Here is an 8,572-nt window from a genome sequence, read left to right on the forward strand (position 1 = left end):
GGGCCGCTCTCCTCGTACGTGGCGTGGAAGCCGTCGAGGCCGAAGCCGAAGGAGTCCAGGTCGCACACGAAGAGGAAGGGGCCCGGTGGGACTAACGCCCGTGACGCGATCGGGTGGCGGTCCCGGAGGCTGTGGCATGGGTCTCCCGTCCGGGCAGGCCGTGGCCAGGGGATATACCCACCGGTAGCATGCGCGGCATGGCAGACACCAGCAAGCGGGCGGCGAAGCTCGCCAGGGAGATCACCGCGTTCGCGCAGGAGCACGGCGGAAGCGCGGAGGGGCAGATCGCCTACGTGGGGCAGACCGGCGCCCGCATCGTCCTCGTCGGCGCCGACGGGGTCTGGGGCGACCTCATGGCCCCCTCGGTCGAGACCGCGAAGCAGGCCACGGAGCAGGCCGGAATCACCGTGCAGGAGAGCTTCGACGGCGCGATGGCCGAGAAGGTGAAGACCGGCCCGTACGAGTGGAGCCGCATGGCGGGCATCCAGCTCGGAGGACCCCCGGAGAAGTGACACGCACGCTGAGGGCCCGGACCACCGTCACAGGTCCGGGCCCTCAGTACGTCTTGTGTCAAAGCATCTGTGTCAGTACGCCTGTGCCGGCAGGCCTGGGCAGCACGTCCGGGTGAGCACATCCTGTGAGCACATCTGGACGAGCACTTCTGGTGTGTGCTGCCGTCAGTTCCCGCTAGGCCGGCGTGGGATCAGCGCAGGAACGGGTCGATCGCGACCGCCACGAACAGCAGCGACACGTACGTGATCGACCAGTGGAAGAGGCGCATCTCCTTCAGCTTCGCGCCCACAGCCCCGGACTTCGCCCGCGAGTGCAGCGCGTGCGCCTCCCACAGCCACCAGCCGCCCGCGGCGAGCGCGACGGCGGTGTAGAACCAGCCGACGTACCCCAGCGGCAGGAGCAGCAGCGAGACGACGACCATCACCCAGCTGTAGAGGACGATCTGCCGGGCGACGGTCACGTTGCCCGCCACGACGGGGAGCATCGGCACGCCGACCCGCTTGTAGTCCTCGCGGACCTTCATCGAGAGCGGCCAGTAGTGCGGCGGCGTCCAGAAGAAGATGACGAGGAAGAGGATGACGGCGGCCCAGCTGACGTCGTTCGTCACCGCGGACCATCCGATGAGGACGGGCATGCATCCCGCGATGCCGCCCCACACGATGTTCTGCGAGGTGCGCCGCTTGAGCAGCATCGTGTAGACGAGGACGTAGAAGAGCAGGGCCCCCAGGGACAGCGCCGCCGAGAGCCAGTTGACGAGCAGTCCGAACCACATCGTCGAGACGACGGTCAGGGTGAGGCCGAACACGAGCCCTTCGCGCGGGCTGACGATCCCGGTGACGAGCGGTCGGCTCTCCGTACGGTGCATCAGCGCGTCGATGTCGCGGTCGACGTACATGTTCAGTGCGTTGGCACCGCCGGCCGAGAGGTAGCCGCCGACGCACGTGGCCAGCACGAGCCACAGGTCGGGCACTCCCTGAGCGGCAAGGAACATCACTGGGATCGTGGTGATCAGCAGCAGCTCGATGATGCGCGGCTTCGTCAGTGCGACGAACGCCATGATGCGGGCGCCGAACGACCGATGCACGGTGCTGTTGTCGAGCACCCCCGCAGGACGGGAATCGACGGCCGTCACGAACACCCCTGATCACTTCAAGAAAAGCGAGCGTGAACGGTGCAGAGTCGTAAAGCTCGCGCGTACCACGCCACTTTAGACGGCGCCAGTATTCGGCCTCCGCGCGGGGGGCATTCCTGCTGACGCGCCCCGTGCCCCGGGGCGCACCGCCCGCGAACTGCCCTTCCCCCCGGCGCCCCTACGCCACAGCTCGGCTGATGAGTTCACCGGTACGTCGGCGCCCTCGCGGGGTACACGGGCAAGGCCGAGCGGGAATGGCGCTCGCCCTGTTCAGGTTCACGAGAAGGGGGGCGGGCGTAGTGCGAGCACCCGAAGAAGTGCGGGTAGCACAGGGGTACGCTCGACACCGCCGGTGAGCGTGACTGCACCGGCCACCGACATGTGGAGAGGAGCCCTGACGCAGGGTGAGCACCAAGCCGACCACTTCAGACCTTGAGTGGACCGATCTGGACCAGCGGGCTGTCGACACCGTTCGAGTGTTGGCCATGGATTCCGTGCAAAAGGTCGGCAACGGCCACCCCGGCACGGCGATGGCCCTCGCTCCGGCGGCCTACCTGGTCTTCCAGAAGCTGATGCAGCACGACCCGTCCGACCCCGACTGGACGGGACGCGACCGCTTCGTCCTCTCGGTCGGCCACTCCAGCCTGACTCTCTACATCCAGCTCTACCTCGCCGGTTACGGCCTGGAGATCGAGGACCTGGAGACCTTCCGCACCTGGGGCAGCAAGACCCCGGGGCACCCCGAGCACGGCCACACGGTGGGCGTCGAGACGACGACGGGGCCGCTGGGCCAGGGCGTCGCCAACGCCGTCGGCATGGCCATGGCCTCGCGCTACGAGCGTGGCCTGTTCGACCCGGACGCCGCCACTGGCGAGTCCCCCTTCGACCACACCATCTGGGCGTTCGCCAGTGACGGCGACCTGCAGGAGGGTGTCTCGGGCGAGGCGTCCTCGCTCGCGGGTCACCAGAAGCTGGGGAACCTGGTCGTCATGTGGGACGACAACCACATCTCCATCGAGGGCGACACCGAGACGGCCTTCTCCGAGGACACCGTCAAGCGGTACGAGTCCTACGGCTGGCACGTCCAGCGCGTCGACCCGCTGCCGAACGGCGACCTGGACCCCAAGAGCCTGTACAACGCGTTCAAGGCGGCCAAGGCGGAGACCGAGCGCCCCTCCTTCATCGCCGTCCGCTCCATCATCGCCTGGCCCGCTCCCAACGCGCAGAACACGGGCGCCGCTCACGGTGCCGCGCTGGGCGAGGAAGAGGTCGCCAAGACGAAGAAGGTCCTCGGCTTCGACCCCGAGAAGAGCTTCGAGGTCACCACCGAGGTCCTGGAGCACTCCCGCAAGGCCTGGGAGCGCGGCCGCGAGTCGAGGGCCGCGTGGGACAAGCGGTTCGCCGAGTGGCGTACGGCCAACCCCGAGCGGGCGGCCGAGTTCGACCGCATCCGCGCGGGAGAACTGCCGGACGGCTGGGAGAAGGCGCTGCCCGTCTTCGACGCCGGCGAGTCCGTCGCCACCCGTAAGGCCTCCGGCGCGGTGCTCAAGGCGCTGGGCCCGAAGATCCCCGAGCTGTGGGGTGGCTCCGCCGACCTGGCGGGCTCCAACAACACCTCGTTCGACAAGAGTTCGTTCCTGCCGAAGGGCAACCCGCTTCCCGGCGCCGACCCTTACGGCCGCACGGTGCACTACGGCATCCGTGAGCACTCCATGGGCGCGACCATGAACGGCATCGCGCTGCACGGCAACACCCGCGTCTACGGCGGCACGTTCCTCACCTTCTCCGACTACATGCGTCCGGCCGTCCGCCTCGCGGCCCTGATGCAGGCGCCCGTGACGTACGTGTGGACGCACGACTCGATCGGTCTCGGGGAGGACGGTCCGACCCACCAGCCGATCGAGCACCTGCCGGCCCTTCGCGCCATTCCCGGGCTGAACGTCGTCCGTCCGGCCGACGCGAACGAGACCGCGATCGCCTGGGGCGAGGTGCTGCGCCGTCACACCGAGAAGCCCGCACCGCACGGACTCGCCCTCACCCGGCAGAACGTGCCCACCTACGAGGCCAACCAGCAGGCGGCCAAGGGTGGTTACGTGCTCTTCGAGGCGGACGGCGGCGAACCGCAGGTCATCCTCATCGGCACCGGTTCGGAGGTGCAGCTGGCCGTCGAGGCACGCGAGGCGCTTCAGGCCGAGGGTGTGCGTACGCGCGTCGTGTCGATGCCGTGCGTGGAGTGGTTCGAGGAGCAGGACCAGGCCTACCGGGACTCCGTCCTTCTGCCGACGGTACGGGCGCGGGTCGCCGTCGAGGCGGCAGTCGGGCTGACGTGGCCGCGGTACGTGGGAGACGCGGGGCGGATCGTCTCGCTGGAGCACTACGGCGCCTCCGCCGACTACAAGACGCTCTACCGCGAGTTCGGTCTCACCGCCGAGGCGGTCGCCACGGCCGCCAAGGAGTCCCTCGAGGCCGTCGCCCGCTGACGCCCCTACAAGCACAGCTGCGAAGCTACGACCAGCAGGAGATGCATTTCCCATGACAGACGCTCTCAAGCGCCTCTCCGACGAAGGCGTCGCGATCTGGCTGGATGACCTGTCGCGCCACCGGATCACGTCCGGCAACCTCGGTGAACTCATCGACGAGCAGCACGTGGTGGGCGTCACCACGAACCCGACGATCTTCCAGAAGGCCATCTCGTCCGACGACAAGTACGACCAGCAGGTCTCGGACCTCGCCGCTCGCGGCGTCACCGTCGAAGAGGCCCTGCGGATGATCACCACGTCCGACGTGCGCGACGCGGCGGACGTCCTGCGCCCCGTCTACGACGCCACCGGCGGCAAGGACGGACGGGTCTCCATCGAGGTCGACCCCCGCCTGGCGCACAACACCAAGGCGACCGTCGCCGAGGCCCGCCAGCTGGCCTGGCTGGTGGACCGTCCCAACACCTTCATCAAGATCCCGGCCACCGAGAAGGGCCTTCCCGCGATCACCGAGACCATCGGCAAGGGGATCAGCGTCAACGTGACGCTCATCTTCTCGCTGGAGCGGTACCGCGCGGTCATGGACGCCTTCCAGGCCGGCCTCGAGAAGGCCAAGGCCCTCGGCATGGACCTCTCGACGATCCACTCCGTGGCGTCGTTCTTCGTCTCCCGCGTGGACACCGAGATCGACAAGCGTCTCGACGCCGTCGGCACCGACGAGGCCAAGGCGCTGAAGAGCAAGTCGGCCATCGCAAATGCCCGGCTCGCATACCAGGCGTACGAGGAGGTCTTCGGTTCCGCCGACAGGTCCGTGGAACCCTCCGAACGCTGGCAGGCCCTCGAGCGTGCCGGCGCCAACAGCCAGCGCCCGCTGTGGGCCTCCACCGGTGTGAAGGACCCGTCGCTGCCGGACACCCTGTACGTCACCGAGCTGGTTGCCCCGAACACGGTCAACACCATGCCGGAGGCGACCTTGAAGGCCGTCGACGACCACGGCGAGATCAAGGGCGACGCGGTGCGCCCCAACTACACGGACGCACAGGCCGTTCTCGACGCCGTCGGCAAGCTCGGCATCTCCTACGACGATGTCGTCCAGGTGCTGGAGGACGAGGGCGTCGAGAAGTTCGAGGCGTCCTGGAACGAGTTGCTCTCTTCCACCGAGGCGGAGCTCAAGCGCCTCACGCCGAAGGAGGCGTAAAGGAGTTGACCGACGCAGCCAACCCGCTGCGTGACGCACTGGACCGGCGGCTTCCGCGAATTGCGGGGCCGTCCGGTCTGGTCATCTTCGGCGTCACGGGTGATTTGTCACGTAAAAAGCTAATGCCTGCCGTCTACGACCTGGCGAACCGCGGCCTCCTGCCGCCGGGCTTCTCCCTCATCGGCTTCGCCCGGCGGGACTGGGAGCACGAGGACTTCGCGCAGGTCGTGCACGACTCCGTCAAGGAGCACGCCCGCACGCCCTTCCGCGAGGAGGTCTGGCAGCAGCTCTCCCAGGGGATGCGGTTCGTGCCGGGCGTCTTCGACGACGACGAGGCGTTCCAGCGGCTCAAGTCGACCATCGAGGAGCTGGACAAGTCCCGTGGTACGGGCGGCAACTTCGCCTTCTACCTCTCCGTCCCGCCCAAGTTCTTCCCCACCGTCGTCGCCCAGCTGAAGAAGCACGAGCTCTCCGAGGGCGGCGAGGGCTCCTGGCGTCGCGCCGTCATCGAGAAGCCCTTCGGGCACGACCTGCGCAGCGCGCAGGAGCTGAACGCGGTGGTGCACGGGGTCTTCCAGCCGGACCAGGTCTTCCGCATCGACCACTACCTCGGCAAGGAGACCGTCCAGAACATCCTGGCGCTGCGCTTCGCCAACACGATGTTCGAGCCGCTGTGGAACCGCAGCTTCGTCGACCACGTGCAGATCACGATGGCCGAGGACATCGGCATCGGCGGTCGCGCGGGCTACTACGACGGCATCGGCTCGGCCCGTGACGTCATCCAGAACCACCTGCTACAGCTGCTCGCCCTCACGGCGATGGAGGAGCCGGCCTCGTTCGGCGCCAAGGCCCTGCTCACCGAGAAGCTCAAGGTGCTCAACGCGGTGCGCCTGCCACGTGAGTTGGGCAAGCACACGGTGCGCGGGCAGTACGCGGCGGGCTGGCAGGGCGGTCAGAAGGTACGGGGCTACCTCGAGGAAGAGGGCATCGACCCGAAGTCGAAGACCGACACCTTCGCGGCGATGCGCCTGGAGATCGACAACCGCCGCTGGGCGGGTGTGCCCTTCTATCTGCGTACGGGCAAGCGCCTGGGCCGTCGCGTCACCGAGATCGCGGTCGTCTTCCAACGGGCGCCGCACTCCCCCTTCGACGCCACCGACACCCAGGAACTGGGCCAGAACGCCCTGGTGATCCGCGTGCAGCCCGACGAGGGCATCACCATCCGCTTCGGCTCGAAGGTGCCCGGCACGCAGATGGAGATCCGCGACGTGACGATGGACTTCGCCTACGGCGAGTCCTTCACGGAGTCCAGCCCGGAGGCGTACGAGCGGCTTCTGCTGGACGTCCTGCTCGGCGACGCGAACCTCTTCCCGCGCCATCAGGAGGTCGAGCGCTCCTGGGAGATCCTCGACCCCGTCGAGAACTACTGGGACAAGCACGGCAAGCCCGAGCAGTATGCCGCGGGCACCTGGGGTCCCCAGGCCGCCGACGAGATGCTCGCACGTGACGGACGGAGCTGGCGCCGGCCATGAACATCGACCTCACGGACACCACGTCCGCCCAGATCAACACCACGCTCGTCAAGGCGCGCCGCTCGATCGGCTCCCCCGCCGTCGGCATGGTGCTCACCCTCGTCATCGTCACCGACGAGGGGAACCACTACGACGCGCTGCGGGCGGCCAGCCAGGCGTCCAAGGAGCACCCCTCGCGCATCCTGGTCGTGGTGCGCCGCCCGGGCCGCTCACCGCGTGACCGGGCCATGGCACGGCTCGACGCGGAGGTGAGAGTCGGCAGCGACGCGGGCACGGGCGAGACCGTACTGCTGCGGCTTCACGGCGAACTGGCCTCGCACGCCTACAGCGTGGTCCTGCCGCTGCTGCTGCCCGACGCGCCCGTGGTCGTCTGGTGGCCCGACGACGCACCCGAGTATCCGTCCGAGGACAAGCTCGGCACGCTGGCCCAGCGCCGGATCACCGACGCGGCCGCCGCCGAGGACCCGATCCTGTCGCTGTCCCTGCGCGGTGAGACCTACGCGCCGGGCGACACCGATCTGTCGTGGACGCGTCTGACGCCGTGGCGGAGCATGCTCGCTGCCGGACTGGACCAGCAGACCTCGAAGGTGCGCTCCGCGGTGGTCGAGGGTGAGGGCTACAACCCCTCCGTCGAGCTGCTGGCGCTGTGGCTGGCCGAGAGGCTGCGCGTGTCGGTGGACCGCAAGGTCACCGACGGGCCGGGCATCACGGCGGTGCGGATGAGGACCGCCAACGGCGAGATCTGCCTGGACCGCGCGAACGGTTCCCTCGCCGAACTTGCCGTTCCCGGCCAGCCCGACCGCCATGTGGCGCTGCACCGCCGCGGCACGGCCGAGCTGATCGCGGAGGAGCTGCGGCGGCTGGACCCGGACGAGGCGTACGCGGTCGCCGTGCAGTACGGACCGAAGCAGCGCAGCAAGACCTCGCGCAACGGCGGCACCAGCGGCAGCCCGGCCCGTGGAGGGGCGCGAGCCAAGGCGGAGTCGTCAGCGGAGGCCGAGGGCGAGGCCCAGTCGGAGAAGGACTCGTCGAAGCAGCCGCGAGCCGCCAAGAAGGCCGCCGGCTCCACCTCGAAGCGGACCTCGAAGAAGTGAGCGGCACGCCCCAGATCTCGGTCCACCGCGACAAGGACGAGATGGCACAGGCGACGGCGGCCCGGCTGATCGCCCGTATCGCCGACGCCCAGGCCGAGCGGGGCGCCGCCTCGGTCGTGCTGACCGGCGGCCGCAACGGCAACGGTCTCCTGGCGGCGCTCGCCGCCTCTCCCGACCGCGACTCCGTCGACTTCTCACGGCTCGACCTGTGGTGGGGCGACGAGCGGTTCCTGCCGGAGGGCGACCCGGAGCGCAACGTCACGCAGGCGCGGGAGGCACTGCTGGACGCGGTGCCGCTGGATCCGTCACGAGTGCACGAGATGGCACCGTCCGACGGTGCGTACGGCAACGACGTGGAAGCGGCGGCGGAGGCCTACGCGGCCGAACTCGCCGCCGCATGCGCGGTGGACGGGCCGGCGCACGGCTCGGCCCACGTGCCCCCCTTCGACGTGCTGTTGCTGGGCGTCGGCCCGGACGCTCACGTGGCCTCGCTCTTCCCCGGACATGCCGGTGTACGCGAGACGGAGCGCAGCGTCGTGGGCGTGCGAGGCGCGCCGAAGCCGCCGCCCGTGCGCATCTCGCTCACGCTCCCCGCGATCCGTACGGCACGTGAGGTCTGGCTGCTG

7 protein-coding genes are annotated in these 8,572 nt (G+C 69.1%); 6 read left to right on the forward strand and 1 reads right to left on the reverse strand.

Going from position 1 to position 8,572, the window contains the following annotated elements:
• The first annotated feature begins 197 nt into the window (after positions 1-197).
• Positions 198-512 carry a hypothetical protein gene (locus H5J26_RS10445; RefSeq protein ID WP_181765491.1) on the forward strand — a complete coding sequence of 105 codons (315 nt, stop codon included), beginning with the start codon at positions 198-200 and terminating at the stop codon, positions 510-512.
• 191 nt (positions 513-703) lie between these two features.
• Here H5J26_RS10445 and H5J26_RS10450 read toward each other — a convergent pair whose 3' ends face one another.
• Positions 704-1,645: a heme o synthase gene (locus tag H5J26_RS10450; protein ID WP_181765492.1), complete on the reverse strand. Its 942-nt coding sequence runs from the start codon at positions 1,643-1,645 to the stop codon at positions 704-706.
• 404 nt (positions 1,646-2,049) lie between these two features.
• Between H5J26_RS10450 and tkt the strand changes: the two genes are divergently transcribed.
• The 5 genes from tkt to pgl form a co-directional block, all read left to right on the forward strand.
• Positions 2,050-4,125 (forward strand): transketolase, encoded by a 2,076-nt coding sequence (gene tkt / locus H5J26_RS10455; protein WP_181765493.1) that lies wholly within the window; start codon positions 2,050-2,052, stop codon positions 4,123-4,125.
• Between the two features lie 52 nt (positions 4,126-4,177).
• Positions 4,178-5,320 (forward strand): transaldolase, encoded by a 1,143-nt coding sequence (gene tal / locus H5J26_RS10460; RefSeq protein ID WP_181765494.1) that lies wholly within the window; start codon positions 4,178-4,180, stop codon positions 5,318-5,320.
• 5 nt (positions 5,321-5,325) lie between these two features.
• Complete coding sequence (gene zwf / locus H5J26_RS10465) at positions 5,326-6,852, forward strand: glucose-6-phosphate dehydrogenase (RefSeq protein ID WP_181765495.1); 1,527 nt, start codon at positions 5,326-5,328, stop codon at positions 6,850-6,852.
• Positions 6,849-7,946, forward strand: coding sequence for a glucose-6-phosphate dehydrogenase assembly protein OpcA (gene opcA / locus H5J26_RS10470; protein ID WP_181765496.1), 1,098 nt, complete (start codon positions 6,849-6,851; stop codon positions 7,944-7,946). Before zwf ends, opcA begins: the two co-directional genes overlap by 4 nt.
• Positions 7,943-8,572: 6-phosphogluconolactonase (gene pgl / locus H5J26_RS10475; protein WP_181765497.1), on the forward strand; the 630-nt coding region annotated here is incomplete at its 3' end. The genes opcA and pgl, both read left to right, overlap by 4 nt.

It is taken from the genome of Streptomyces albidus (ex Kaewkla and Franco 2022) (assembly GCF_013870515.1).
GTDB lineage: Bacteria > Actinomycetota > Actinomycetes > Streptomycetales > Streptomycetaceae > Streptomyces > Streptomyces albidus.

Excerpts from the sequence above, each read along its gene's own strand:
- H5J26_RS10445 (WP_181765491.1), top strand. The coding sequence starts at position 198 with ATGGCAGACACCAGCAAGCGGGCGGCGAAGCTCGCCAGGGAGATCACC.
- tal (WP_181765494.1), top strand. The coding sequence starts at position 4,178 with ATGACAGACGCTCTCAAGCGCCTCTCCGACGAAGGCGTCGCGATCTGG.
- opcA (WP_181765496.1), top strand. The coding sequence starts at position 6,849 with ATGAACATCGACCTCACGGACACCACGTCCGCCCAGATCAACACCACG.